This window comes from Celeribacter sp. SCSIO 80788 (assembly GCF_051054295.1).
Classification (GTDB): domain Bacteria; phylum Pseudomonadota; class Alphaproteobacteria; order Rhodobacterales; family Rhodobacteraceae; genus Celeribacter.
In genome coordinates, this window is sequence record NZ_CP150482.1 from 208,037 (window position 1) to 231,781 (window position 23,745).

The 23,745-nt window shown below is 61.4% G+C and carries 21 protein-coding genes; 11 read left to right on the forward strand and 10 right to left on the reverse strand.

Going from position 1 to position 23,745, the window contains the following annotated elements:
* Positions 1-4: 4 nt before the first annotated feature.
* Positions 5-1,765 carry a serine protease gene (locus V1471_RS01200; protein ID WP_434286436.1) on the reverse strand — a complete coding sequence of 587 codons (1,761 nt, stop codon included), beginning with the start codon at positions 1,763-1,765 and terminating at the stop codon, positions 5-7.
* Between the two features lie 240 nt (positions 1,766-2,005).
* On the opposite strand from V1471_RS01200, the gene V1471_RS01205 reads away from it, so the two are divergent.
* From V1471_RS01205 to glmM, 8 genes are all read left to right on the forward strand, one after another.
* On the forward strand, positions 2,006-2,962 hold the full coding sequence (locus V1471_RS01205) for a glycine--tRNA ligase subunit alpha (RefSeq protein ID WP_434286437.1): 957 nt from the start codon (positions 2,006-2,008) through the stop codon (positions 2,960-2,962).
* Positions 2,959-3,486: a DUF6446 family protein gene (locus V1471_RS01210; RefSeq protein ID WP_434286438.1), complete on the forward strand. Its 528-nt coding sequence runs from the start codon at positions 2,959-2,961 to the stop codon at positions 3,484-3,486. The genes V1471_RS01205 and V1471_RS01210 overlap by 4 nt, the downstream gene beginning before the upstream one ends.
* A gap of 3 nt (positions 3,487-3,489) precedes the next feature.
* Positions 3,490-5,763 (forward strand): glycine--tRNA ligase subunit beta, encoded by a 2,274-nt coding sequence (gene glyS / locus V1471_RS01215; RefSeq protein ID WP_434286439.1) that lies wholly within the window; start codon positions 3,490-3,492, stop codon positions 5,761-5,763.
* A gap of 99 nt (positions 5,764-5,862) precedes the next feature.
* Positions 5,863-8,445 carry a putative PEP-binding protein gene (locus tag V1471_RS01220; protein ID WP_434286440.1) on the forward strand — a complete coding sequence of 861 codons (2,583 nt, stop codon included), beginning with the start codon at positions 5,863-5,865 and terminating at the stop codon, positions 8,443-8,445.
* Between the two features lie 207 nt (positions 8,446-8,652).
* Entirely contained in the window at positions 8,653-9,333 is a 681-nt protein-coding gene (locus V1471_RS01225; protein WP_434286441.1) for a cell wall hydrolase, read from the forward strand.
* 151 nt (positions 9,334-9,484) lie between these two features.
* The gene (locus V1471_RS01230) at positions 9,485-10,390 is read left to right on the forward strand and encodes a dihydroneopterin aldolase (RefSeq protein WP_434286443.1); all 906 of its coding nucleotides are present in this window, start codon (positions 9,485-9,487) and stop codon (positions 10,388-10,390) included.
* A gap of 1 nt (position 10,391) precedes the next feature.
* On the forward strand, positions 10,392-11,420 hold the full coding sequence (gene folP, locus V1471_RS01235) for a dihydropteroate synthase (RefSeq protein WP_434286444.1): 1,029 nt from the start codon (positions 10,392-10,394) through the stop codon (positions 11,418-11,420).
* Entirely contained in the window at positions 11,410-12,756 is a 1,347-nt protein-coding gene (glmM, locus tag V1471_RS01240) for a phosphoglucosamine mutase (RefSeq protein ID WP_434286445.1), read from the forward strand. The genes folP and glmM overlap by 11 nt, the downstream gene beginning before the upstream one ends.
* 78 nt (positions 12,757-12,834) lie before the next feature.
* Here glmM and V1471_RS01245 read toward each other — a convergent pair whose 3' ends face one another.
* The 6 genes from V1471_RS01245 to V1471_RS01270 all read right to left on the reverse strand — a co-directional run bounded on the left by V1471_RS01245 (position 12,835) and on the right by V1471_RS01270 (position 17,636).
* Entirely contained in the window at positions 12,835-13,290 is a 456-nt protein-coding gene (locus V1471_RS01245) for a hypothetical protein (RefSeq protein WP_434286446.1), read from the reverse strand.
* An 83-nt stretch (positions 13,291-13,373) separates the two neighbouring features.
* On the reverse strand, positions 13,374-13,775 hold the full coding sequence (locus V1471_RS01250) for a hypothetical protein (RefSeq protein ID WP_066704220.1): 402 nt from the start codon (positions 13,773-13,775) through the stop codon (positions 13,374-13,376).
* A gap of 48 nt (positions 13,776-13,823) precedes the next feature.
* Positions 13,824-14,747 (reverse strand): DMT family transporter, encoded by a 924-nt coding sequence (locus V1471_RS01255; protein ID WP_434286447.1) that lies wholly within the window; start codon positions 14,745-14,747, stop codon positions 13,824-13,826.
* A complete protein-coding gene (locus tag V1471_RS01260; RefSeq protein ID WP_434286448.1) occupies positions 14,744-15,226 on the reverse strand; it encodes a cupin domain-containing protein in 483 nt (160 codons plus the stop codon). The genes V1471_RS01255 and V1471_RS01260 overlap by 4 nt, the downstream gene beginning before the upstream one ends.
* A 68-nt stretch (positions 15,227-15,294) precedes the next feature.
* Positions 15,295-16,317 (reverse strand): ketol-acid reductoisomerase, encoded by a 1,023-nt coding sequence (ilvC, locus tag V1471_RS01265; protein ID WP_434286449.1) that lies wholly within the window; start codon positions 16,315-16,317, stop codon positions 15,295-15,297.
* A 206-nt stretch (positions 16,318-16,523) separates the two neighbouring features.
* Positions 16,524-17,636: a Hint domain-containing protein gene (locus V1471_RS01270; protein ID WP_434286450.1), complete on the reverse strand. Its 1,113-nt coding sequence runs from the start codon at positions 17,634-17,636 to the stop codon at positions 16,524-16,526.
* 227 nt (positions 17,637-17,863) lie between these two features.
* Between V1471_RS01270 and V1471_RS01275 the strand changes: the two genes are divergently transcribed.
* The 3 genes from V1471_RS01275 to V1471_RS01285 all read left to right on the forward strand — a co-directional run bounded on the left by V1471_RS01275 (position 17,864) and on the right by V1471_RS01285 (position 19,744).
* On the forward strand, positions 17,864-18,319 hold the full coding sequence (locus tag V1471_RS01275; protein ID WP_434286452.1) for an Lrp/AsnC family transcriptional regulator: 456 nt from the start codon (positions 17,864-17,866) through the stop codon (positions 18,317-18,319).
* Entirely contained in the window at positions 18,316-18,771 is a 456-nt protein-coding gene (locus tag V1471_RS01280; protein ID WP_434286454.1) for an Lrp/AsnC family transcriptional regulator, read from the forward strand. The genes V1471_RS01275 and V1471_RS01280 overlap by 4 nt, the downstream gene beginning before the upstream one ends.
* Positions 18,772-18,886: 115 nt before the next feature.
* On the forward strand, positions 18,887-19,744 hold the full coding sequence (locus tag V1471_RS01285; RefSeq protein ID WP_434286455.1) for a hypothetical protein: 858 nt from the start codon (positions 18,887-18,889) through the stop codon (positions 19,742-19,744).
* Between the two features lie 35 nt (positions 19,745-19,779).
* On the opposite strand, the gene V1471_RS01290 is transcribed toward V1471_RS01285, so the two are convergent.
* The 3 genes from V1471_RS01290 to pepN form a co-directional block, all read right to left on the reverse strand.
* Positions 19,780-20,379 carry a cytochrome b/b6 domain-containing protein gene (locus tag V1471_RS01290; RefSeq protein WP_434286456.1) on the reverse strand — a complete coding sequence of 200 codons (600 nt, stop codon included), beginning with the start codon at positions 20,377-20,379 and terminating at the stop codon, positions 19,780-19,782.
* Between the two features lie 17 nt (positions 20,380-20,396).
* Positions 20,397-20,855 (reverse strand): c-type cytochrome, encoded by a 459-nt coding sequence (locus V1471_RS01295; protein ID WP_434286457.1) that lies wholly within the window; start codon positions 20,853-20,855, stop codon positions 20,397-20,399.
* 207 nt (positions 20,856-21,062) lie between these two features.
* Positions 21,063-23,612 carry an aminopeptidase N gene (gene pepN / locus V1471_RS01300; protein WP_434286458.1) on the reverse strand — a complete coding sequence of 850 codons (2,550 nt, stop codon included), beginning with the start codon at positions 23,610-23,612 and terminating at the stop codon, positions 21,063-21,065.
* Positions 23,613-23,745: the final 133 nt, after the last annotated feature.

Below are 23,745 nucleotides of genomic sequence, written 5' to 3' on the forward strand. Positions count from 1 at the left end.
AGGCTCAGTTCCAGCAGCTTACCAGAACCGTGAGGTCCCGCCCGATGCGCACCAGATCTGCGTCGGAGGTGGCGCTGTCGGAGGCCGAGACGGTGACGCCATGGCCCGACAGGAAGCCCGCAATCTTTTCCATGTCATAGGCAAAGGCGACATCCTCGGGCAGGCTGCGGGCCTGGGCCTCCGGGATGGCGTCTTTGGCCGCGAGCATGCCGATGACAGCCCCGGAAGAGTTCAAAAGCGGGCCGCCCGCCTCGCCCGGAAGCGTGGTCATCGCCAGACGCAAAAGGTCCTCTTCGCCCGACAGGCCCTTGTGCTCGGCCATGAGGCCATAATTGAGCGTCGGCGCATCGAGACGACCGGCATAGGCATAGCCCGACACGGAGACCTCGGACTGAAGACGCGGCAGCTGGCTGTCGAATTTGGCGACGCTCAGGGGGGCTAGGGCTTCGACCGGGGTCAAAAGTGCCATGCCGTCCTCGGTCGCGGTGACAGTGGCCTCATAGCCGTCGTCGATGGTGATCTTGGCACAGGAGGCGACGAGATCGGCGGAGGTGAGAACCGCGCCTTTGTCATCGACATAAAAGCCGGAGCCGGCCTTTTCGGGGCGGCGAATGTCGAGCCCGGCCAGAAGGTCGATGTCCTGCGCGGCCCCTTCGCCGTAAGCGTCGGGCAACACACCGTCGAGCGTCGCAAAGGTCGATTGCATCGCGTCGAGGGCCATCTGATGGCGGGTTTCGTCATCCGTGGTCTTCGGCGTCGGCCAGATCAGGGTCCACCCCTTCACCGCGCCGTTCACCAGACGCGCCTCCGTGTGGGAGGTGATGTTTGAATTCGTGCCGGTCAGCGAAAAGGATTTGCTGTCGCGGGTGCGCGGGCCGTCCATCGGCACAATCTCAAGCGTCTGCATGATTTCGTAAAGCCCGCCCAAGGTGGCCTCGTCGCCGGTTTGCGAGATCAGCATGACCTGAACGCCGGAGCCGTCCTTGGATTTGTATTTCGCGAAGGGCGGCGCGTAGGCGTCGAATTCCACAAGCCCCAGCGGCAGGGAGATCGTCACCCCCGCCACCTCATCGGCCACGGGCGCCATGCCGAGGCTGTCGATCACAGCCTGATAGGCCCCGAGCGCTTCGGCACGTTGCTGCGTGGTCAGCACGCCGGTGATGTCATAGCCCTTGAGCGCCTGCCAGTCGGACATGGCGCGGCGGGTGCCGGGGCCAAAGGCGCCGTCGATCCCGGAACTGTAAACGCCCGCGAATTTCAGCGCGGTCTGAAGCGCCTCGCGATCCGCCTGCGTGAGCGCGCGCTCGGAGGCGCGGGCTTCGGCGGGGGTCTCATCGGGGAGAATGGACGGAATGTCCTCGACCGGCATCGCGGCCTCGGTCTCAGCCGGTGCGGCAGCCTCCGGCGCAATCGCGGCGGGGAGCGTCGACACCGTTGCGCCCACGGGCCAGAACGGCTGGCGATACTGGGTGCCGTCGGTCAGGTAGCTGTCGCCGGGGATCATGCCCTGCGCGCGAAGCGTCAGGCGGGCGGCTTCGGCCTCGGCCTCGGTGGCGTAGGGGCCGAGCGCGATGGCGTTCCAGCGCCCCGGAAGCTCGAAACCGACCACATTCGGCAGGCGACCGGCATAGCCGCGCGCGGCCTCGGTGGCCTCGGTCAGGGAGGGTTGCGCTTCGATCTGAATCCATTGTTCGGCATGGAGCGCGGTGGAAAGCAGCAACGTTGCAGCGAGCCCCAGCGGGGCAACGGCGAGAGACCTTTTCATGAAAACCCTTTACATGTCCTGCAGGCCATTCGGCCCTTATATTGTGGCTTAAGAAAACAGGTTTGGCGGTGAGGTCAACATGCTGTGGGGGGGCAAGGGGGCAAATGGCGGGCATGTGATGTAAAACTGCCGGGAAATCGGCACCGAGAGCCTTGCGCGGCCCGCCTTGTCATTGACGCCCCCGCCGGGCCTCGCTAGGGATGTGCCCGCGTTTGACCATCAGAATTGGCGAAAGACCCCATGTCCCAGTCCCCCTCCGAGAATGTCGAAAAACCGCGCTCGTTTCAGGAGATCATCCTGCGGCTCCAGAGCTATTGGGCGTCGCGAGGTTGCGCGATTTTGCAGCCCTATGACATGGAAGTGGGCGCGGGGACCTTTCACCCGGCCACGACGCTGCGCTCTTTGGGGTCGACCGCATGGGCTGCGGCCTATGTTCAGCCGTCCCGCCGTCCGACCGACGGGCGCTATGGCGAGAACCCGAACCGTTTGCAGCATTACTATCAGTATCAGGTGCTGATCAAACCGTCGCCGCCGGATTTGCAGGACCTCTATCTCGGGTCCTTGAAAGCCATCGGCATCGACACCGATCTGCATGATATCCGTTTCGTGGAAGACGACTGGGAAAGCCCGACGCTGGGCGCGTGGGGGCTTGGCTGGGAGGTCTGGTGCGACGGCATGGAAGTGTCGCAGTTCACCTATTTCCAACAGGTCGGCGGACATGATTGCAAACCGGTTTCGGGCGAGCTGACCTATGGTCTGGAACGTCTGGCGATGTACGTTCTCGGCATCGACCATGTGATGAACATGCCGTTCAACGATCCGCAATCGCCGATCCCGCTGACCTATGGCGATGTGTTCAAGCAGACCGAGGAAGAATATTCCCGGCACAATTTCGATGCCGCCAACACCGAGATGTTGCTCAAACATTTCGAAGAGGCGGAGGCCGAGTGCCATGCGCTTTTGGCGAACCCTGCCGAAGACCCGAAAACCGGCAAGCGCATCATCATGGTGCATCCGGCCTATGACCAATGCATCAAGGCCTCGCATCTCTTCAACCTGCTCGATGCGCGGGGCGTGATCTCCGTCACCGAACGCCAGGCCTATATCGGGCGGGTGCGCGCGCTGGCCAAGGCCTGTGCCGATGCGTTTGTACAAACGACGGCGGGCGGTTGGACCCCCGAGGTCGAGACCGCATGAATGGCAAGCTGATCGCAGGGTTTATCGTGGTGCTCGCACTCGTGTTCGGAGCGGGCCTGTATTACACGCAGGTCTATGCCTATTACGACCGGCTGGAAGCTTCGGCTACCGCCGCCGCGATCCATGCGACCAGTTTTGCAGGCCTCTCTGAGGACATCCTCGCCGAGAATTTCGAGGGCATCGACGCGGACACCTCGCCGCTCAAGTTCCGGGCCTGTTTCACCACGCCGCTTTCCGTGGCGATGATGACCGAGACGTTTCGGCCCTACGACCGCCCGTCGCCGCTGATCGCGCCCTCGTGGTTTTCGTGTTTCGACGCGAAACGCATCGGGGCCGATCTCGAGGCGGGGCGTGCCGTCGCCTTTATGGGCGAAGAGAATATCACCTATGGCTTCGACCGTGTGATTGCCGTCTACCCGGACGGTCACGGCTATGCCTGGACCCAAGCTAACCGTTGCGGGGAGGCCGTGTTCGACGGCAAACCCGCGCCTGCGGGCTGTCCGCCCGCCCCTGAAGGAAACTGACCCATGGCTGACTTGCTGATCGAGCTTTTCTCCGACGAAATCCCGGCCCGGATGCAGAAACGTGCGTCCGAGGACCTGAAATCTCTGGTGACGAACGGTCTTGTCGAGGCCGGTTTGACCTATGCCTCGGCGGGCGCGTTTGCGACACCGCGCCGTCTGGCCCTGTCGATCGAGGGGCTTCTGGACGCCTCTCCGACCACGGTCGAGGAGCGCAAAGGCCCACGGGTCGATGCGCCCGAGAAAGCGCTCGAAGGCTTCCTGCGCGGGGCAGGTGTGACGAAAGATGATCTCGAGATCCGCGACGAGAAAAAGGGTCAGGTCTATTTCGCCAAGATCACCCGCCCTGGCCGTCCGGCAGCCGAGATCGTGGCCGAGGTGCTCGAGGCCACGGTGCGCAATTTCCCTTGGCCGAAATCCATGCGCTGGGGCGCCGGGAGCCTGAAATGGGTGCGTCCGCTGCATTCGATTGTCTGTCTGATGAGCCGGGAAGACGGCGCCGAAGTGGTGCCGCTCGACATCGACGGGATCGTGTCCGGCAACACCGTCTGGGGGCATCGTTTCATGTCCGCAGGCAGCTTCAAGGTGACGTCTTTCGACGATTACGCTGCCAAGCTGAAACAGAATTTTGTCGTGCTCGATCCGCAAGAGCGCGCCGATCATATTTGGCACGACGCCACCAACCAAGCCTTTGCGCAGGGGCTGGAGGTCGTTGACGACAAAGGGCTTTTGTCAGAGGTGGCCGGTCTGGTCGAATGGCCTGTCGTGCTGATGGGCGAGATTGGCGAGGACTTCCTCGGCCTGCCGCCGGAGGTTTTGCAGACCAGTATGCGCGAGCACCAGAAATTCTTCTCCGTGAAAAACCCGAAAACGGGCCGGATCGAAAAATTCGTCACCGTGGCGAACCGCGAGACCGCCGACAATGGCGCGACGATTTTGGCCGGGAACCAAAAAGTGCTCTCCGCGCGTCTGTCGGATGCGAAATTCTTCTGGGAAAACGATGTGCGCACGGTCGAGCGCGCAGGCATGGAAGCCATGTCCGCGCCCTTGGCCCATGTGACGTTCCACAACAAACTCGGCTCGCAAGGCGCGCGCATCGCCCGCATCGCCGCTTTGGCGTCTGACATCGCACCCATCGTCGGGGCCGAGGCCGGGGAGGCAGCAACGGCCGCGAAAGTCGCCAAGGCCGACCTGTCCTCCGAGATGGTCTATGAATTCCCGGAACTGCAAGGCATCATGGGCCGCTATTATGCCAAGATCGCCGGCCTGTCCGATGCCGTGGCCGATGCCTGCCGCGATCACTATTCGCCGCTGGGCCCCTCCGACGATGTGCCGACCGATCCGGTGTCCGTCTCTGTGGCGCTGGCCGACAAGCTCGACACGCTCACCGGCTTCTGGGCCATCGACGAGAAACCCACCGGCTCGAAAGACCCGTTTGCGCTGCGCCGGGCGGCGCTTGGGGTGATCCGGTTGCTGGTAGAAAATCAAATTAGGTGCAATCTCATTGAATTTGTTATGCTTGCAAATCGAAAACGCACGAATTTGAAGTCCTTTGAAATGCTTGCAGCATCTTTGGAATTTTCAGATCAGCAAAAGAAGCAGCGCCTTCTTGACGCATATGTAAATGATGAGCTGGCCGAGGTTGAATGGGAATTGCGTGAGGAAGAAGCCAAGGTTTTGGTTGAACTTAGTGAGACAGGCAAAGGCTGGTTGCCTGCCAACCAAGAAGTGCTTGATTGGTCTAAGTCTGTAGCGCAGGATCTCCTCTCCTTCTTCCACGACCGTCTGAAAGTCTTCCTCAAAGATGAGGGTATTCGCCACGATGTGATCGACGCCTGTCTGGCGATGCCGGGCAATGACGACATCACGCTGCTGGTCAAACGCGCCCGTGCGTTGCAGGCGATGCTCGACACCGAAAATGGCACCAACCTCATTCAAGGTTTCAAACGCGCCAACAACATCCTGACGCAGGCCGAAGAAAAAGACGGTGTCGAATATTCCTTTGGCCCGGATGTGAAATTTGCCGAAACGGATGAGGAAAAAGCGCTGTTCGCCGCTTTGGACACCGCCTCGGCGGCGATCAAACCGGCCATGCAGGCCGAAGATTTCACCGCAGCGATGTCCGCCATGGCCGATATGCGGCCTGCTGTGGATGCGTTCTTCGAGGCGGTGCAGATCAACACCGACAACGAGATCGTGCGGCGCAACCGTCTCAATCTTTTGGGCCGCATCCGCGAAATTTGCCTGTCGGTCGCCGATCTGACGCGGATCGAGAGCTGATCTTCCCGAGTGGCTGGCCCGTTGTCGTGTTAACCTTACGGCAACGGTTTCTCGCCAATTCTGAGGGCCGTTAAGGTTAACGGTTGCGCTCACGTCCCGATGCGGCGTAGCGTGCCGTCAAAGGGAGGTGCCGCAGTGCAGCAAGAGAGCGACATCCTCGGGTTCACCCGCATTCGCCGCGTCGCTCCGATCGCGGTCAATACCCATGGCGGGCGGGCGAAATGTCTGCAACGCCTCATCCGCCTCGACCTTCCCGTGCCGGAAACCGTCGCCCTGTCCTTCGATGCGGTGCATCGTCTGGCGGAGGGGCAAGCCTTTGATATGAAGTCGCTTTTGCGCGTGTTTGGCGATGCGCCCTTGTTGTCCGTGCGGCCCTCGTCTGAGGACCCCGACTGGGGCGGCCCCGGGGCGATCCTCAATATCGGTCTGAATGACGCCCGGCATGCGGAGCTCACGGTGAGCCACGGGGCGGAGGCGGCAGATGCGCTGTATCTTCGGTTTGTGCAGGCGTTTGCCGTACATGTCGAACGTCTCGACCCGGAACTTTTCGAATTCGACACATCGGTTCCGGTGCACGAGGCGCTGAAATCGGCGCTCGCGGCGCATGAGGACGAAACCGGCGATCCGTTTCCGCAAGACCCGGCGCACCAGCTCGGTCAGGTGCTGCGCTCTATGGCGCGCGCCTGGGAGGGGACGACTGCGCGGCTATTGCGTCAGGCGAAAGGCGCGCCCGCCGATGCCGGGCTCGGTCTGATCGTGCAGAGCATGGCGCTTGGCCTTGGACCGGGGGAGAGCGGTGCGGGCGTGGTGCAACTTGTCGACGAGCAGACCGGCGCCCCCGTGATCAAAGGCCGTTATCTGCGTCAGGCACAGGGCCGTGCGGCGCTCAATAAAGGCGCCAGCGGCGTGTTGTACCTGTCCAAGGATGAGCGCGGCGTTTCTCTTGAGAAAGAACAACCCGCGTTGTTCGCCAAACTCGTGGACATGACCCGGCTGTGCCGGGTGCGCCTGCGCGAGGAGATGCAGGTCGAGTTCACCATTTCCGAGGGCAAACTCTTTATCCTCGATGCGGTGCGCGTGCCGCGGTCGTCGCGGGCCGCTTTGCGCATTGCCGTGCAACTGGCCGAAGACGGGATCATTCCGCGCGAGGAGGCGATCCTGCGGATTCCCGCGCGCTCGCTCACCGAATTGCTGCACCAGCAGGTCGACCCCACGGACAGCCGCGATGTGTTGGCCAAGGGCATTGCCGCTTCGCCGGGGGGGGCGGTCGGGCGGATCGTGTTCAACTCCACCGTCGCGCAGAGCTATGAGTCCCGCGGCGAGCCCTGTATCCTCGTGCGGCGCGAAACCACGCCGGAGGACATTCGCGGCATGCATTCCTCGGTCGGGATTCTGACAGAGCGCGGCGGTGTGACCTCGCACGCGGCGGTGATCGCGCGTGGCATCGGCATGCCTTGTGTCGTGGGGGCCTCGATCCGGATCAATTCCCGCGAACGGACGCTGACGCTCGAGGACGGGCGCAAGCTCGAAGAGGGCGATGTGATGACGCTCGACGGGTCTGCGGGCGAAGCGTTGATGGGTGCGGTGCGTCTTTTGCCGCCGGTCAAGGACCATTGGTATCTTCAGCTCATGGAATGGGCGGATGGTATCCGTGACATCGGAGTGCGGGCCAATGCCGATACGCCTTCGGACGCCGCCGTCGCGCGCAATTTCAAGGCCCAGGGCATCGGGCTTTGCCGCACCGAGCATATGTTCTTCGAGGGGGATCGTCTGACCGTGATGCGGGAGATGATCTTTGCCGCGAAGCACGAGGATCGGGCCGAAGCGATCGCGCGGCTCTTGCCGATGCAACGATCTGACTTCATTGAACTTTTTCGCATCATGGAAGGTTTGCCGGTCTGCATTCGCCTGTTCGATCCACCGCTCCACGAGTTTCTGCCCTCCGACAGGGAAGGGGCCAAGGAGCTGGCCGAGGCGCTCGATCTGCCGCTCTCCGATGTGACCCGCCGGATCGAATGGCTGTCGGAATTCAACCCGATGCTGGGGATGCGGGGGGTCCGTCTGGGGATCACTTTCCCCGAGATTTACGAAATGCAGGCCCGCGCGATTTTCGAGGCGACGATTGAGGCCAGCAAACATGGCGCGCCCATCGTGCCGGAGATCATGATCCCGCTGGTCTCCGCCAAGCGCGAGGTGGAGCTCGTGAAGACCCAGATCGACGGGGTGGCCGCCGCTGTGCGCAACGAGACCGGGGCAGAGTTCACCTATCGCCTCGGGGTCATGGTCGAAACGCCACGCGCCGCGTTGCGGGCGGGTGACATCGCCCAGAACGCCGCCTTCCTGTCTTTTGGCACCAACGATCTGACGCAAATGGCCTACGGCTTGTCGCGTGACGATGCCGGACGCTTCATGAACGCCTATGTGCAACAGGGCGTGTTTCCCGAGGACCCCTTCCACACACTCGATTTCGAGGGTGTCGGCGAGCTGTTGAAAATCGGTGCGGAGCGGGGGCGCAAGGTGCGTCCGGAGTTGACCGTGGCGGTTTGCGGCGAACATGGCGGCAACCCCGAATCAATCGCTTTTTGCCGGGCGGCGGGCTTCGATTACGTCTCCTGTTCGCCCTTCCGGGTGCCCGTGGCACGCCTTGCTGCGGCGCAGCTTGTCGCCGCAGATGCAAAATGATCACAGTTTTTTGACAAGGCGCTGAAAATAAAGGCGAAGCCCCGCCTATTTTTGTCGAAGCGATGGCCGATTTTCGCCTTTGACTTGACGCTCTGGAAACCGCTCTGGACACCCCGGGGTAGACCTTTGAGCGTTTTCCCCCTATGTCCGCCCCTCGAAACCACCCGTGAGGCCCCGCTTTCGGGGCGCAATGGAGGGATAACCCTTATGAACTTCTCAGCTCGGCTCAAAGCGTTCGCGCTTCTGGCCTCGCTCGGTTTTTGCGCGCTGACTGGTGCTGCGCAGGCCGAGGTGACGGTGAGCCACTCGAACGATCCGAACCCTGTGCTCGGCATGGAACTGAACGCGCTTCTCGATCAGGAGCGTGACGGTCTTGAGACGGCGGGTACGGACGCGATTCAGCGGCTCCTGCAAAGTTTCAAGCCGAAATCCTCTGCCCCCGCGATCAGCTACACAGAGGCCTTCCTCGACAGCCGACCGGTCGCAACCGGGGACACCGAATGGCAATGTCTCTCCGAGGCGCTTTATTTCGAGGCGCGCGGTGAAAGCGTCAAAGGCCAGTTCGCCGTGGCCGAGGTGATCCTCAACCGCGTGTCCTCGCCGGCTTTTCCGAACTCGGTTTGCGGTGTGATCCATCAGGGCACCGGCAAGAAATACCAATGCCAGTTCACCTATACCTGTGACGGCTATTCCGACGTGATCCGCGAAAAAGCCGCCTATGAGCAGGTCGGCAAGATCGCCCGTCTGATGCTCGACGGCGCGCCGCGCACGCTCACTCAGGGCGCGACCCATTACCATACCCGCGCGGTGAACCCGCGTTGGGCGCGCAGCTTTGCCAAAACAGCGCAGATCGGTGTTCACATGTTCTATCGGATGCCGCAGGCGTAACGCATGAACTCACGGAATTGTTTCAGGCCCCGCCGGTAAAACGGCGGGGTTTTGCCGTTCGCCCCCCCGGTTCCGACATCGGGCATTTCGGTCTTGGCCCGGCGTGTTCAAAGCTGTAGCAAAGGCCAAAGCTTCAAAAAAGGGACCGTCAATGTCCGAAATTCGACAGGCTTTCGAGCACCCCGAGGCCCGTGCTCTGGCCACATCCGATGCCGCTCCGCTGGATCGTATTTCGCTCCGCGACCATGTGGTCGATGTGGAGATCGGCGCGTTTCAGGCCGAACGCGGGGTGCGCCAGCGCGTGTCCTTCAATATCGTGGTGGAACTGACACCGGTCACCGGGCCGATCGACGACGACGTCGACCGGATACTGTCCTATGACCGGTTGACGGAGGCGATCCATACGGAGCTTGCCGCCGAGCGCCTGAACCTCTTGGAAACCCTCGCCGAGCGCATTGCCGAGCGTATTCTGACCGAACCGCGCGCCTTTCGCGTCTTCGTTCGGGTCGAAAAGCTCGACCGCGGCCCCGGTGCTCTGGGTGTCGAGATTGTGCGCAGCGCCGATCAGATCGGGCGCGCCGTGGCGATGGACGCCCCGGTGCCGCATCCGCTGATCGTGCATCTCGGACCGGAGGCTTTGGCGAGTGCGCAGCTCACCGCATGGATCGATGCGCTCGAGGCCGATCCGCGTCCGGTGATCCTGACCGTGGGGCTGCCCGGGGGCGACTGGCCGAAAGCGGCGCATAAGGCGGCGCAGCGACGGATCGACCTTTTGGCGATGGAACAGAATGCCTGGGTTCTGGCCGGGCGCGATGCGCGATGCGTGGTGCGCGCCACCCGCACGGAACTCGATTGGGCGATGAAACACGATCAGATCTCGGTCTGGGCGCCGTCGAAAATGGTGCTCGATGCGGTGCATGGGCCGAAAGGTGGTATCGGGGAGATGGTCGCATGGCTGGCGCAAGAGTTGTCGGCGACTAAGGTGGTGAGCCTTGGACCCCTTGAGATCGAGGGCGTGGAGATCCGCGATCCCGACGCGGACGTGGAGCTGTCCTGAGATGGCGCAAGCCTGGTACGACCGCCCGATTCCGAGCTGCGATCCGGCGAGACCCGAAGGTGCTTTGACACTGGCGGGGGGCTGGTGCTGGTTCAGCCATGTCGAACGGTTGCGCCGGGACGCTCTGCCGGAGATTCTGCCGGTGTCCGAGCTGTCGGACGAGGCCCGTTCGCGCCTCACCGCCCCGCGGGTTCCGCTGGCCGGGCTCGATCTGGGCGTGCCTTCGGTGATGAGCATTCTCAACGTCACGCCCGACAGTTTTTCCGATGGCGGCAAGTTCAACCGTCCCGAGGCGGCTTTGGCGCAAGTGCAGGAGATGATTTCGGCAGGCGTCGAGATCATCGACATCGGCGGCGAAAGCACCCGGCCCGGCGCGGATTACGTTCCGGTTGAGGAGGAGGTTGCCCGCACCGCCCCGGTGATTGAGGCGATCCGGGCGCAAAGCGCTGTGCCGATCTCCATCGATACGCGAAAAGCCCCCGTGGCCGGGGCGGCTTTGAAAGCTGGCGCGAGCCTTGTGAATGACGTCTACGCCTTTACCCACGACCCCGATCTGGCGCGGATCACGGCGGAGGCGGGGGCGCCAGTCTGCCTGATGCATGCGCAGGGCGATCCCGAAGTGATGCAGGACGCGCCGCAGTACGACAACGTCTTGCTCGACGTCTACGATTTCCTTGAGGCCCGCATCCGTGTGGCCGAGGCGGCGGGCATCCCGCGCGGGCAGATCCTCGTCGATCCGGGCATCGGTTTCGGTAAGACGGTGGCGCATAATCTGGCGCTTCTGGAACGCATTTCGCTGTTCCATGGTCTGGGTTGCGGCATCCTTTTGGGCGTCTCGCGCAAAGGATTTATCGGCAAGATCGGCAAGGTTCCCGCGGCCCAAGATCGCGCGCCGGGGACGATTGCGGTGACGCTCTCGGCCCTCGGGCAGGGCGTTCAGATCCATCGGGTGCATGATTTTAAAGAGACGAAACAGGCGCTTGCCCTTTGGCAGGCGGCGACAGGGACGGGGGGAAGCCATGACGCGTAAATTCTTTGGCACGGATGGGGTGCGCGGGCGCGCCAACAGCCATCCGATGACCGCCGAAATGGCGCTGAAACTCGGGGCCGCTGCCGGGCGTTATTTCCGCCGGGGCAGCGGGCGTGAGCATCGGGTGGTGATCGGCAAGGACACGCGTCTGTCGGGCTATATGTTCGAAACCGCGATGACGGCGGGGTTCACCTCGACGGGCATGAACGTGTTCCTGCTCGGGCCGGTGCCGACGCCTGCGGTCGGGATGCTGACCACCTCGATGCGCGCGGATGTGGGCGTGATGATTTCCGCCTCGCACAACCCGGCCGAGGACAATGGCATCAAGTTTTTCGGCCCCGACGGGTTCAAGCTTTCGGACGAGGCGGAAAGCGAGATCGAGCGGCTGATGGAAGAGGGCGTCGAACCGGCGCAGGCCGACAATATCGGGCGGGCCAAACGCATCGACGACGGGCGGTTCCGCTATAACGAGCGGGTGAAATCGACCCTGCCGCGCGGCATGAGCCTTCAGGGGCTGAAAGTGGTGATCGACTGTGCCCATGGCGCGGCTTATCGCACCGCGCCGGAGGTGCTTTGGGAACTGGGGGCGGAGGTGATCCCCGTCGGCACCGCACCGAATGGCAAGAATATCAACGATCATTGCGGCTCGACCTATGTGCAGACCGCCGCCGAGGCCGTGGTGGCCCATGGGGCGGATGTCGGCATCTGCCTCGATGGCGATGCGGACCGGGTGATGATCCTGGACGAGCGCGGGCAGGTGGCCGATGGCGATCAGCTCATGGGGCTGATGGCGAAAACCTGGGCCGATCAGGGACGGCTTGCGGGCGGGGCTCTGGTCGCGACCGTGATGTCGAACCTTGGGCTCGAACGATTTCTGGAGGCCGAAGGACTGCGGCTTGAACGCACCGCCGTCGGTGACCGCTATGTGGTCGAGCGCATGCGTGCGGGCGGGTTCAACCTTGGGGGCGAGCAATCCGGCCATATCGTGATGACCGATTACGCGACCACGGGGGATGGCTTGCTTGCGGGGCTTCAGTTCCTTGCCGCCATGGTGGAGAGCGGTCGCAAGGCCTCTGAACTGGCGCAGGTCTTCGAGCCGGTGCCGCAGTTGTTGAAGAATGTGCGCTATGCGACCGGACAGACGCCTCTGGAGGAGGCGCAGGTCAAGGCGGCGATTGCCGATGCCGAGGCCAAACTGAGCGGAAACGGTCGCTTGCTCATTCGCAAATCCGGCACCGAGCCGCTGATCCGGGTGATGGCGGAAAGTGTCGATGAGGCGGTTCTGAACGCAGCGGTGGACGCTGTCGTCGAAGCGGTGCAGGCGGCGACGCAATAAACGTGGATTGTTCGAATTGGACAAGAAAGGCGGCATAAGAGGCCGCCTTTTTCATGAGATGACAGGGTTTGTACGTGTTTATCGCCCGATCGGGATGATGAACCCGGTTGAAATCACGCCGTAGAGCCCATCGTCATAGCCGGTCGCGGCATTGAGGAAGACAGATTTGTAGTTCACCTGTAGGGAGGGGGCGAAGCCCGTGTAGCCCTCGCCGAAGGAGTGGATATAGGCCCCGACGATCCCGGCCTGCGCCTGCGGGCCGATGTCCCACATTTTTGCGGCGGAAAGATGCAGAGAGGTGTCCGAGCGGCTGTCGCGGTAGGCGCCGAAGGTGTAGTTCAGCCCATAGGCGCGCTCGGCCCAAGTGAACATCAGGCCGGGGTTGAATTCGTTGAAATCGTCACCGTCCTCCTCGCCCCAGTCGCCGTAATGATGCGAGGCAAGAGGGAGGACAGCGTAATCGGGAGCCAGATCGCCTGCGACGGCGGGGCTGGTCATCAGGAACAAGGCGGCAAGGAGCGGTTTGATCTGCATCGGTCTCGTGGATTTGATGTGTGTCTTGGCCTTGTGTACGAAGACCGGACCCGAATTAAGGCCCTGTTAAGGCATTTAGGAGATCAGGACCCGCCGGTGAAGGGCGTATAGGCCAGAGACATGGCGGCGTTCATCAGGGTCCAGATCACGCCTGCGATCTTCCACCCCTTGCCCGCGTCACCTTTGGGCTTGGCGAGCCAGACTGCGCGGGCGACGAACAGCAGGTAGATGCCGAACAGAGCAAAGACCACAGGGATCAGCCCGTAAAGCGGCGGGATCGCGATCAGAAGCACATAGACCGGCACGAAAAACAGCGCGGCCAGGTAATTGCCTGCCCAGAACGTGTCGCCCAGACCCTCACGACCCGCCAGAAGGCTTTTCCAGAAGCCGAGCGTGAACATGCGGGCGCGTTCTGCCTCGATCTCGCTCTCATTGGCAGGGGTGAGATCGGCGGGGATATGGTCGTCGTGTTCGGGTGTGGTCATCGCAATCTCCTTTGGCTCATCTGGTCACGATTGCCTGCGCGCCGCAAGTCAACGCCGCGCAAAAAGACGTTGCACCACCGGCCATTGCGAGATCGCCACGCCCCCAAGGATGAGCCCCAGCGCGATGATCAGAGAGGGCGGCAGCGGTTCGCCCAGAAGTTTCGACCCCAGGACGACGGACCAGACCGGGACCTGATAATTCACCAGCGTCATGAAGGTCGGCCCGGCGGAGCGGATCACCAGGACACGCAACTGGTTCATCGCGGCGGTGGAGATCACGCCGAGGAAAATGAGCGCGACAAAGGCTTTGAGCGGCGGCAGACCGGGCGTGCCTTCGGCCATGAGAGAGAAGGGCAGGGTGATCAGCGCGCCACTGGCCATCATGATCGTGGTCAGTGCGGTGGAATTGATCGGAGGCAGGCGACGAATGGTGATCGAGTTGAGCGCATAGCAAAGCGCTACCGTGAGACAGGCCATGCGCCCCCAGAATTCGAGATCGGCGCCGGAGCTATGGAGCGCATCCTGCCCGACCAGAAGAAAAACGCCGAGAAAACCGAGCGCTACACCGATGATGGAGCGCAGGCTCAGCCGTTCTCCGGCCACCATGAAATGCGCCATGGGAAGGACCACCAACGGTACGGCGGCCATGGAGGTGCCTGCGAAACCGGAGGTGACATATTGCTGTCCCCAGTTCAGAAGCAGAAACGGTACGCCGGAGGAAATCGCCCCGGCCCAGATCAGCGCCAGCGGATGCGGCGGATTTTTCGGGTCCGTACCCAGCTTGAACCCGTCCACGCCCCAGAACGCCGCCATGACAATCGCCGCAATGGCAAGGCGGAAGGTGGCGAGCCAGAAGGGCGAGATGCCGGTGAGGGCGATCTCGATCACCATGAAGGTGGAGCCCCAGACAAAGCCGAGGATGCCGACCATGATCCATGAGGCGGGGGTGATATTGGGGAGCGGAGATGTCATCGGTCTTCGTAAGGCGAGGTGGAGGGAATGCCGTCGTGGGTTGTGTAGCTGCGCGAGGTCACGTCGGAGGTGCCCGGCGCGCGGGCGAAAGTCAGGATGCGGTCGTGATCCGGGTAGGTGACCGTATCTCTCGCAGAGCGCGTGCCGATCACCAGATAGCGGGCCTCGCCCGGGCTGTCATTGCGCAGGCAATGACCCGCAGCGACACCGGCCTTGAAGGTTGCGGCCTCTCCTGCGCTCAGCGGATAGGTGTCGTCGCCCTCGGTGACGATGACCTCGCCGGAGACCATATAGACCATCTCATCTTCGCCTTCATGCCAGTGCTTGAGCGAAGAGCTCGACCCCGGAGGCAGGATTTCGAGAAACGCGCCGAATTGCGTCAACCCACCGCTGTCGCTGAACAAAAGCGCCTCATAGGGGCCGCAGGCGAGGGAACTGCCGCGGTCTTTCTGAGCGGTGTCTGGGGTGACTTTCGGCATGGCGACCTCTTTGACATGAAAAAGCCCCGACGCATGCGCCGGGGCCTTCGTCTTGGATGCAGTAGCGCTTAGTTGCGCGATTTGTCCACCATTTTGCCTTTGGTGATCCACGGCATCATGCCGCGCAGTTTGGCACCGGTTTCCTCGATGAGGTGCTCGTCGTTGGCACGACGCGAGGCTTTGATGGTCGGCTGACCGACGGCGTTTTCAAGCATGAAGTCACGCACGAACTTGCCGGCCTGGATGTCGGAGAGAACCTCTTTCATCGCTTTCTTGGTCTGCTCGTAGGGCAGGATGCGCGGGCCGGTGACGTATTGACCGTATTCGGCGGTGTTGGAGATGGAGTAATCCATGTTCGCGATGCCGCCTTCGTAGATCAGGTCCACGATCAGTTTCACTTCGTGCAGACATTCGAAATAGGCCATTTCCGGCGCGTAACCGGCTTCGACCAAGGTTTCGAACCCGCAACGGATCAGTTCGACGAGACCGCCGCAGAGCACGGCCTGTTCGCCGAAGAGGTCGGTTTCGCACTCTTCGCGGAAGTTGGTTTCGATGATGCCGGAGCGGCCGCCACCGATGGCGGAGCAATAGGACAGACCGATCTCAAGCGCTTTGCCGGTGGCGTCGGTGTTCACGGCCACGAGGCAGGGCACGCCGCCGCCTTTGGTGTATTCGCCACGCACGGTGTGACCCGGGCCTTTCGGCGCCATCATGATCACGTCGACGCCCGGTTTCGGCTCGATCAGGCCGAAATGCACGTTCAGACCGTGCGCGAAGGCAATCGCGGAGCCTTCTTTCAGGTTGTCGTGGACGTATTTCTTGTAGGTCTCGGCCTGAAGTTCGTCGGGCATGGTGAACATGATCACGTCACACCAGGCGGCGGCTTCGGCGATGCCCATCACGGTGAGGCCTTCGGCTTCGGCTTTCTTCGCGGAGGGGGAGCCTTCACGCAGTGCGACGACAAGGTTTTTCGCACCGGAATCGCGCAGGTTCAGCGCGTGGGCGTGGCCTTGCGAGCCGTAGCCCAGAATGGCGACTTTCTTGTCTTTGATGATGTTCACATCGCAATCGCGATCGTAATAGACGCGCATTTTGCATCCCTTCTGTTTTGTTTCGAGGGGGAAAATACGCGATATTTTCCAAAATTGAATGCATAATGATGCTATTTTTTAAATTTATATCCTGATTAATTCCAGTTTTCTTTGATTTATGAATTAATCATGCTTTGCGACATAAGCTTCATGGGGCATGCACGTGTCATGCTCTGATCTCTGCGCTTTGCTGAGCGGCAGGAGATTCAGCAAACCGGCCTGAAACAAACCGGCCTGAAAGTTGACCGGAGTGCCGCCGCTTCGAAGCGGCTGATTTCCGGACGGCACAGGGTGGGGGCGTCGGGGAGATCGTCGCCAAAAATCATGCGCAATTCGGTACGGGCCGCCGCATCGAGCGCCTCCATGGCCATAGGGCCCGTGAACAGGCTTTCGGTTGCGATGCCTTCGGCAAAGATGACCTCATGTTCGCTGAGCAAAAGGTGGAAATATGTGACCTTCTGGCAGGGCGCGTGGCGGATGGTAGAGCCATTCACCAAGGCCTTGGCCGCAACAAAAACAGAATCTCCGCCAAAATGAAGTTCAATTTCAGCGCCTTGCAGGAGAAAGCGATGGTTGGGGGAGACGCGGATGGGGTGGCGATTGCCAAGCGCGCCTGCTTCGATCTGGACGGGGGCAAGCGCGTCGCGCCCGTTCACGAGGCTGCGTCCGATCCACAAAATGGGACGGGGGCCGTGATCCAGTGTCGTGACGAGATCGCCAATTCTGAGATGTTGAATCGGCACGTCGCCATTTGGGGTGTTGATCCGCGTTCCGGCCGCAAAACAGGGAATGCTGGGAGATGGGTCGAGATCCGGGCCCGTTGAGGTGTAGGTGGAATTACCCTGAATATAGGTGAGCGTGACGCCGGGCGGGGGCTGTGCGCCGTCAAAGGCGACGCCAACGATTTCAGACGTATAGCCCGTGGTGATCGAAATGCCGACCAGTGTATAGGTTTCACCGTCCGAGCCCAAAAGTTCGACGCTGTATTCGCTTTCAACCGTAACGGGGGTGGGGTAGCCCCATTGGATGGAGCCCTGGCTTGGCGAATATGTGGTGCCGTTGAGGGTGACCTCTTCGCTCAGGGCCTGATCGAGCACGATGCCGAGAAAATAGGGGTCGTCCTGAAGCGTGCCGTCTTTGTCCGAAAAGGTGATGGCGGTTTTCTCGTCGGGCAATGTCAACACGAGATCGTTGGGGTTTTCCCAACTGAAGGCATCGCCCCAGAGGGCGTTTTCAAGCACCCCGGAAACGGACGTGCCGCTTGTGGTGCTTACGGAGATCGCACTGACCTCGTAAACATATAGTGTTGTCGCACTCATGCCTGCACTCAATATTGTTATGCCTTAAGGCGTTTTCTTGAATATTAACATGGATTTACCGTTTTGCGCAGCCCTTGTGCCGTGCTTTCGGAGACTGCGCTGATTTTGCCACGGTGTTCCGTTTGCCCCGGTGTTCAGGGCAGGATGAGGCTTGGGCGCATGATTTTTATGTAAATTCGGGTTTTCTGTATTTATTATGCGGGAAAGCCCATTTTTTTGGTGATTTCATGGTAGATGACACGGATCGACGCCTGTTGAGGCAATTGCAAGCGGCACCGGACGCGCCGGTCGCGCTTTTGGCGGAGCGTGCGGGTATGACACAGTCCACCTATATCCGGCGTCTCGAACGGTTGCGCCAGAGCGGTGTGGTGCAGGCGATCCGCGAAGAGGTCGACTGGCGCGCCATGGGCTATGCGGTGGAGGTCAGTCTGAGGATCACGCTCGACAAGACCGAGCCGCGCGCCTTTGACGAATTCATTCAGGCGGCGCGTGAGGTGCCGGAGGTGATCAACATTGGCACTTTCCTCGGTCGGGTCGATGCGCGGCTTCTGGTGATCGCGCGCACCATGGCGGATTATCAGCGAATTTATCGCGACAAGATCCTCACCCTGCCGCATATGACCGACATCGAGGCACTGATGCAGGTGGCGACGATCAAGGACAGCCAGTCGGTGCCGCTATGATCGATTTGGACGAGATCGACCGCAAGATTGTGCGGGCGCTGTGCGAGGATGCGACGCAATCTGCGGGGGCGCTGGGACGGGAACTGGGGCTTAGCCAACCGGCGACATGGCGGCGGATCAAGAGGTTGCGCGAGTTGGGCGTGTTCGGGCCGCGTCGGGTGGACCTTGATCTTGAGGCGCTGGGCTTTGGTGTGACGGTGTTTCTTGGCGTTAAACTCGCCACCAAAGGGCGGGTCAGTCTTGAGGATTTCGAACGTGCCGTGCGCGCGATCCCCGAAGTTCAGACCGTGCAGCACGTTTTGGGCCTGTTCGATTATCGTCTGCGGGTGGTGGCGCAGGATCTGCCCGATTTCGAGCGGGTGCTCAGACGTCGGATCATGACGCTTCCGGGGGTGGGGAATGTGGAGGCCAATGTGCTGCTCTCCGAAGAGCGCCGTCCGGGACCACTTTAGGAAACGCAGCGGCACAGCAATGGTTCCATCACTTTGATTTTACAAAACCTGCCGACTGAATCGGCGCTCTCGTGCGTTTGTGCTTCAAAGACAATGACAAGCCAGGAGACTCCAAATGTCGCACAGCCATGACCATGGGTTCAAACATGACCTCCCGAAACTGCTGGGACGCCGCCGCTTTCTGAGCGTGATGGGCGGCTTGGGGCTGGCCTCCGCCTCCGGTCTTCCGGCGGTCGCGCTCGAATGCATCGCGCTGCCTTGGGAAACGCAGGGGCCCTATCCGGCGGACGGGTCCAACAGCAAGAACGGTCAGGTGGTCAATGTGCTCGAACAGGAAGGTATCCTGCGCACCGACATCACGACCTCTTTCGGCGATTACGAAGGCGATGTCGAAGGCGTGCCGCTCGAACTTGAGCTGGTGCTTCAGAACCACGACGGGTGCACCCCGCTTGAGGGCTACGCGATCTACATCTGGCATTGCGATGGTGAGGGGAAATATTCCCTCTATGATTATACCGATGTCAACTGGCTGCGCGGTCTTGGGGTGGCCGATGCCGAGGGCAAGGTGACATTCACCACCATCGTGCCGGGCTGTTACCCGTCGCGCTGGCCGCATATCCATTTCGAAGTGTTCGAAAGTGCCGAGGCCGCCGTGGCCGGTGAGAATTCCGTTCTGACCGCCCAGATCGCGATCCCGGAGGACGCTTGTCGCGATGTCTATGCCGATACCGAACATTACACGGGCAGCGCCGACAATCTCGACAAGAACACGATCAAAAGCGATGGCATTTTCGGCGACAATACGGATGAAGAGATTGCCCAGGAAACCCTTGCGATGACGGGAAGCCGTGCGGCGGGGTACACCGGCACTGTGGTGATCCCGATCGATTTCAATGCAGAGCCTGTGGTCGATATGGGGCCAGCCGGAGGCATGGGGGACGGTACGCCGCCGATGCCGCCGCAGGACCTTTGATCAAACAAAAAGGGCGCTTCCGGGCGCCCTTTTTTTCATCCCTGATGTGGAATTTTCTCCGGCGGAAGATCCGCATAGCCGGTGATCATCGGCGTCACGAGGTTCTCTCCCTTGCGCTTCTTGTACCAGAAGATCGCAGCGATATGGCCCAAAACCATGATCAGCAGCAGGAAGGACAGCGGTTCGTGATAGGACAACGCTTTGCGCGCGGTCTCGATCGACACATATTGCGCCAGAGGGCCGACGTTGATGTAATCTTCGGGGTCCGAGAGCATGCCGGTCAGAACCTGCATGGACAGCACGATCAACACGCCGACGACGAACAATGCGCCGACCGGGTTGTGCCCATAGCTGCGCGAGGGCGTCGCGGAGGAGAGTGTCCGGGCATAGGCGATGACCTTACCCGGACCTTTGACGAATGTGGCGAAACGTGCGGTGTAAAAGCCGAAAAAGCCCCAGAGAATGCGCAAAACCACGATCACGGCCACGCTGTAGCCCGCGTAGAAATGCAGGGTCATCTGATCCGGACCGAATTTTCCAAGCCCGAAGGCAGTGAAAAACGCGATCACCAAGGCCCAGTGCAGCACACGCACCACCGGGTCCCAGACATAAGTCTTTTCAAGCTGTTGCGTCATGTTTCGCCCCGCCCCGATCAGAAATCGGCAGCGCGATAGTCGTCGTGGCAGGCCTTGCAGGTGCCGCCCAGTTTGCCGACCGCCGGTTTCAGCGCGTCGAGGCCTGTGCCGGCGACGTCGTTGAGTTCGACGACGGCTTGGTAGAAGGCCATGCCTTTTTCCTGAACGCCGGCCATGTCGGACCAGATCGCGGCCTTGGCGCGGGTTTCGCCCGGCAGGTCCTCGTTCGAGGTGCCCGGCACGTAGAGATCGGCGGTGTGATAGCCGGTGAGCGTCAGGATGTCCTTGGCGGACTGGCTGGCGGTTTCGGCGTCGTAATCGATCTTGCCCTGAGCCATGCCGCCCAGTGTGGCCATTTCATAGCCGACAAGCGTGTAGAAGGCGCGACGGGCCTTTGCCACGTCAGAGGGGGCCTGCGCGACGGCGCCGGTTGCGGCGGTGGCCGCGATCACGGTGGAAATGAGAAGTTTACGCATTGGATAGGGGTCCCTGTCTGGTCACAAAATAAAAAGCGTACAATCCGCACGATGGCAGAGATCATGTCACAGCATTGCGTAATTTGAATGTGACAATCTATCCTTAGCGCTCGGTAGGGGCTCCAAAAGCGGGTCAACTTTTTGTTATGATTGAAAATGTTTGCGCAAACACAGACTGTTTGCGCAAACGAAGCAGGGTGCCGACGGTCAGGCGGAAAGAATCCGGCTGACCATCTCGGTGGTGTCGCGCGACAGGTTCGGAGTGGCCAGAATGCGCTCCAGTTCGGTGCGGATCATGCCTTGCCGGTCGGCGTCGTAGTGTTTCCATGTCTCGAAAGCGCCGCTCATTCGGGCGGTGATTTGCGGGTTCAGGGAATCGAGGCTAATCAGTTGATCCGCAAGCAGTTTATAGGCTGCGCCACTGGCGTGGTGGAACCCGGCGTGGTTCGCGGACAGCGCCCCGAAGACCGCACGGAAGCGGTTCGGGTTCTTGTTGGTGAAGGCCGGATGGTGGCTTAGCGCCTCGGCCAGCTCGGCGGCCTTGTCCGGGGCGGCGGAAGCGACCTGCATGGTAAACCATTTGTCCATCACGAGACGATCATCTTTCCATTGCGTTTCAAAGGCTTGCAGTTCACTCGTGCCCAGCCCGGCGGAGAGGAGCGCCTGAAGGGCTCCGGCCTGTTCGGTCATGTTGTCGGCCTGCGCAAAGAGCGATGTCGCGGCGGCGCCACCGTCCAGAAGCGCCAGATAAGACAGGGCGGCAAGGCTCAGAGAGCGGCGACCGGAGCCTTCGGCATCCGGCGTGAACGTGCCGGGTTCCGTCGGTCGGAACAGCGTCGGCAAAGCGTCGGACAAGTGTCGGGCAACGGTGTGGCGCAGGCTTTCGCGCGCGGCGTAGATTTTCTGCGGATCGGGGGTGATCCCGGCGTCGAACAGGGTCTGCGCCAGATCGTCCTGAGACGGCAGGCCAAAGACCAGCGCACGGAACGCGGGGTCCTGCGTTTCGTCGGTGACCACCGCCCGGATCGCGTCGAGATAGGCCGGGGCAGGGGCCTCATCGCGGACAATCATTGCGATCAGCGTGTCCTTGGCGAGCATCCGGCCCATTTCCCATGTCTGGAACGGGTCGGTGTCATGCGCCAGAAGGAAGGCGCGGGTGGCGTCGTCGATCTCCCGCTCAAGGACCACCGGCGCGGAGAAATCTCGCAGCACGGAGGCTACGGGGCGCGCCCCCAGGCCCTCGAAGGTGAAACTCTGCTCGGCCTCGGTCATTTCGAGCACGGTCGTCGGCACCACCTCGTCGCCATTTGGGCCGATGAGGCCGACGGAGATCGGGATCACCTGCGGGTTTTTGGCGGTCTGACCGGGCGTCGGCGGCGTGGTTTGGGTGAAATTCAGCGTCAGTGCGCCGTCCTCCCACGTCTCGCTCATTTTCAGGCGCGGTGTGCCCGCTTGCGAATACCATTGTTTGAATTGTGCAAGATCACGACCCGTCACCTCTTCGAAGGACGCCAGCCAATCCTCGATGGTCACGGCCTCGCCGTCGTGGCGGTCGAAATAGAGATCGCAGCCCTTGCGATAGGCCTCGTCACCAATAAGGCGACGCAGCATGCCGATGATTTCCGCACCCTTCTCATAGACGGTGGCGGTGTAGAAATTGTTGATCTCGACAAAGCTTTCGGGGCGCACCGGATGGGCCAGCGGGCCGTTGTCCTCACGGAACTGGCGGGCGCGCAAAATCATAACCTCCTCAATGCGTTTCACCGCGTGCGAGCGCATGTCGCCGGAGAACATCTGGTCGCGGTAGACCGTCAGACCTTCCTTGAGACAGAGCTGGAACCAGTCGCGGCAGGTGATGCGGTTGCCAGTCCAGTTGTGGAAATACTCATGCGCGATGATGCCTTCGATCCGCTCGAAATTCGCATCGGTCGAGGTCGCTTGCGAGGCCAGAACACAGGAGGAGTTGAAAATGTTCAGCCCCTTATTCTCCATCGCGCCCATGTTGAAGTCATCGACGGCCACGATGTTGAAAATGTCCAAATCGTATTCGCGCCCGTAGGTGTCCTCATCCCATTTCATCGACTTTTTGAGGGCTTCCATGCCGAAGGCGCATTTGTCCTCGTCGCCCGGACGCACCCAGATGTTCAGCTCGACCTCTTTGCCGGATTTTGTGGTGAAGCTGTCGGGATGGTTGATCAGCTCACCTGCCACGAGGGCGAAGAGATAGGAGGGTTTCGGCCATGGATCGTGCCAGACAGCGACCCCGTCGCCGCGCTCCACCGGGTTGCCGTTCGACAAGAGCACGGGCTGGTCCCCCTCGATGCGCACGGTGAAGACCGCCATCACATCGGGGCGGTCGGGGTAGAAGGTGATCTTGCGAAACCCTTCGGCCTCGCATTGGGTCGAATACATGCCGTTCGACATGTAAAGCCCTTCGAGCGCGGTGTTGGTTTCGGGGCTGATCTCGACTTCGGCTTCCCAAAGGAACGAGCCTTCGGGCACGTCGGCCTCAAGGCCGCCCTCGACAAGGCGGGGCGTGATCGGGGTGCCGTCGATGGTGGCGGAGATCAGGTTGAGTTGTTCGCCGTGGAGGAAAAACCGTTTGTCCGAAGCCTCCGGGTCAGGCGTGAAGGCGATTTTCGAGATCACCTGCGTGGCGGTCGGATGCAGCCGGAAGGTCAGATCGACACTGTCGATGCGATAGCCGAACGGGGTGTAATCCTTGAGGTAAACGGTTTGGGGGGCGGCATCTTTCATCGGGCGACTCTTTCTGACTTCGATGCGGGGAAGGTAGGCGTCGACGGGCAGGGCTGCAACGTCCGTCGCGGGAATTTGCACGACGGTTGTGCAGGGAGGCCTGCGGAACCGGGCGGTGTTTGGCTTGTTTCCG

Bases quoted from the DNA above. Each gene is read 5' to 3' on its own strand.
- V1471_RS01220 (WP_434286440.1), top strand. From the start codon at position 5,863: ATGCGGCGTAGCGTGCCGTCAAAGGGAGGTGCCGCAGTGCAGCAAGAG.
- V1471_RS01280 (WP_434286454.1), top strand. From the start codon at position 18,316: ATGATCGATTTGGACGAGATCGACCGCAAGATTGTGCGGGCGCTGTGC.
- ilvC (WP_434286449.1), bottom strand. From the start codon at position 16,317: ATGCGCGTCTATTACGATCGCGATTGCGATGTGAACATCATCAAAGAC.
- V1471_RS01290 (WP_434286456.1), bottom strand. From the start codon at position 20,379: ATGACGCAACAGCTTGAAAAGACTTATGTCTGGGACCCGGTGGTGCGT.
- V1471_RS01245 (WP_434286446.1), bottom strand. From the start codon at position 13,290: ATGCAGATCAAACCGCTCCTTGCCGCCTTGTTCCTGATGACCAGCCCC.
- V1471_RS01230 (WP_434286443.1), top strand. From the start codon at position 9,485: ATGTCCGAAATTCGACAGGCTTTCGAGCACCCCGAGGCCCGTGCTCTG.
- V1471_RS01295 (WP_434286457.1), bottom strand. From the start codon at position 20,855: ATGCGTAAACTTCTCATTTCCACCGTGATCGCGGCCACCGCCGCAACC.
- V1471_RS01275 (WP_434286452.1), top strand. From the start codon at position 17,864: ATGGTAGATGACACGGATCGACGCCTGTTGAGGCAATTGCAAGCGGCA.
- V1471_RS01285 (WP_434286455.1), top strand. From the start codon at position 18,887: ATGTCGCACAGCCATGACCATGGGTTCAAACATGACCTCCCGAAACTG.
- glmM (WP_434286445.1), top strand. From the start codon at position 11,410: ATGACGCGTAAATTCTTTGGCACGGATGGGGTGCGCGGGCGCGCCAAC.
- V1471_RS01250 (WP_066704220.1), bottom strand. From the start codon at position 13,775: ATGACCACACCCGAACACGACGACCATATCCCCGCCGATCTCACCCCT.
- pepN (WP_434286458.1), bottom strand. From the start codon at position 23,612: ATGAAAGATGCCGCCCCCCAAACCGTTTACCTCAAGGATTACACCCCG.
- V1471_RS01260 (WP_434286448.1), bottom strand. From the start codon at position 15,226: ATGCCGAAAGTCACCCCAGACACCGCTCAGAAAGACCGCGGCAGTTCC.
- V1471_RS01200 (WP_434286436.1), bottom strand. From the start codon at position 1,765: ATGAAAAGGTCTCTCGCCGTTGCCCCGCTGGGGCTCGCTGCAACGTTG.
- V1471_RS01205 (WP_434286437.1), top strand. From the start codon at position 2,006: ATGTCCCAGTCCCCCTCCGAGAATGTCGAAAAACCGCGCTCGTTTCAG.
- V1471_RS01225 (WP_434286441.1), top strand. From the start codon at position 8,653: ATGAACTTCTCAGCTCGGCTCAAAGCGTTCGCGCTTCTGGCCTCGCTC.
- V1471_RS01270 (WP_434286450.1), bottom strand. From the start codon at position 17,636: ATGAGTGCGACAACACTATATGTTTACGAGGTCAGTGCGATCTCCGTA.
- V1471_RS01210 (WP_434286438.1), top strand. From the start codon at position 2,959: ATGAATGGCAAGCTGATCGCAGGGTTTATCGTGGTGCTCGCACTCGTG.
- folP (WP_434286444.1), top strand. From the start codon at position 10,392: ATGGCGCAAGCCTGGTACGACCGCCCGATTCCGAGCTGCGATCCGGCG.
- glyS (WP_434286439.1), top strand. From the start codon at position 3,490: ATGGCTGACTTGCTGATCGAGCTTTTCTCCGACGAAATCCCGGCCCGG.
- V1471_RS01255 (WP_434286447.1), bottom strand. From the start codon at position 14,747: ATGACATCTCCGCTCCCCAATATCACCCCCGCCTCATGGATCATGGTC.